Genomic DNA, 2114 nt, shown 5'->3' on the forward strand with positions numbered 1-2114 from the left:
CCCCGGGGTTCCCCGGGGTAAATGGGGGTTTTGGGGGGGGGGGTGGGGGGTTGAGGGGTGGGGTGTGGTATCTTTGAGGGGAGGTTAGCGGGATAATCGTAGTTAGACACACAGGAGTGAGCTTTTGGAACTGTCGCACTTTGTACAAATCGATTTTTATCACTTTAAGGCATTCAGAAAGTTTCGACTCGCTCTGCGGCCATTCAATATACTTGTAGGACCTAATAACTCGGGTAAATCGACAGTACTTGCGGCATTTCGAATTCTAGCCGCAGGAATGCGAACGGCTGGAGCGCGAAAGCCAGTCATAGTGGCAGGTCCGAACGGAGATGCGCCCGGGTACGTAGTCGACCTTAGCAATATCGCAGTAGCGGATGAAAATCTCTTTTACGACTATGATGAATCGCATCCGGCAACGGTGACTTTTAAACTTGATAGCGGCAACAAGTTGCAACTGTACTTTCCAAAGCGGGAGATATGTTATCTATTTGCCGAACACAAGACAGTTTCAATTAGAACGCCAGCGAAATTCCGTTTGGAATTCAACTGTCCAATAGGGTTTGTTCCTATCCTTGGGCCTGTTGAGCACAATGAACTGTTGTATCAGAAAGAAGCCGCTAGGCAGGCATTGTTCAATTATCGAGCAGCTAGAAATTTTAGGAATATCTGGTATCACTATCGGGAGTCATTTGAGGATTTCAAGAGGTTACTTGCGAGAACGTGGCCTGGTATGGAGATTGAGGCACCGACTATTGACACAACTCATGGTAAGCCACGGCTAGTAATGTTTTGTCCGGAGAAGCGAATTCCGAGAGAAATCGCATGGGCAGGGTTTGGCTTTCAAGTTTGGTGTCAAATGCTGACTCACTTGGTGCAGTCCAAGGAGAAGGCGATTTTCTTGATCGACGAGCCAGATATATATCTGCATTCCGACCTTCAGCGACAATTGTTGGGTTTGCTGAGAGACCTTGGGCCGGACATTCTAGTTGCGACTCACTCGACGGAGATAGTAACGGAAGCGGAATCAGACGATATTGTCCTGATCAACAAGAACGAGGAGCGAGCAAAGCGCATACGTCAGCCCTCAGATCTTTCTGAAGTTTTTGAAGCATTGGGTTCGAATCTCAATCCAATACTAACTCAGTTGGCAAAAACGAAATCCGCCGTGTTTGTTGAAGGTAAGGACTTTATAATACTAGGCAAGTTTGCTAGAAGATTGAATGAAGTGAGAATCGGGAATCGGAGCGATTTCGCGGTCATTCCTGTGGAGGGATTTAATCCAGACCGTATAAGAACTTTAATTAAGGGCATTGAGACAACACTGGGCACGGAGATCGCGTCGATGGCGATTCTCGATCGTGACTTTAGGTGCAATGCAGAACGCAAAAATATTGAGAAGGCATGCGGAAAATTCTGCGGTACAGTAATTGTACACAATAGAAAAGAGGTGGAGAATTACCTGCTCGTTATCGATGCGCTAGAGAAGGCAGCAGAACGGAGAGTGAAGGAGCAGGTGAAACGAACTGGTAAAGAAATTGAGTATACGCGGGGAATTGCTGCCGTATTGGATGAATACTGTGACGAGGTTAAGCAATACATCCAATCGCAGCAATTGGCAAGCAGGCGCCAGTTTGAACGGAATTGTAAGGCAAAGAAGGATGAGTCTGTGGTTTTCGAAGAATGCTTGGTCGAGTTCGAGAAAGATTGGAGTACGGCTGGCGGCAAGTACAACCTTATTCCAGGCAAGGAAGCACTTAGTAGAGTAAACAAGCACCTTCAAGACTCATACGGAGTCATGATTTCGCCCGCAGCAATCATAGATGCGATGCAGAAGCCTGAAATACCCGAGGAAGTAGTCGAATTGGTCGGTTCCATACAGGGCCTCGTAGCTCGGGAGGAATGAACGAGGGATCAGGTGGGTTTGTTTTGTCGGTGGGAGGCGGTTGAAATGGTGTCTAACAAGAGTTTGCACCAGACAAAGCCGTTCGTCACGCACCTGGCTTGCGCCAGGTCCGCGCCAACCAGCTTCGCAGCTGAAACCAACGTTAGGCGAAAAATTCGTTGGAGAAACGCCCACTTTGAAATCTGGGGATTTAATGGAAAGAGTTAACCTT

At 47.6% G+C, this 2114-nt stretch carries 1 protein-coding gene; it reads left to right on the top strand.

Features of this window, described 5'->3' with window-relative positions; translation table 11 throughout:
• The first annotated feature begins 124 nt into the window (after positions 1-124).
• A complete protein-coding gene (locus KOO63_14090) occupies positions 125-1903 on the top strand; it encodes an AAA family ATPase (protein MBU8922943.1) in 1779 nt (592 codons plus the stop codon).
• Positions 1904-2114: the final 211 nt, after the last annotated feature.

The organism is Candidatus Latescibacterota bacterium, from assembly GCA_019038625.1.
Lineage (GTDB): Bacteria > Krumholzibacteriota > Krumholzibacteriia > Krumholzibacteriales > Krumholzibacteriaceae > JAGLYV01.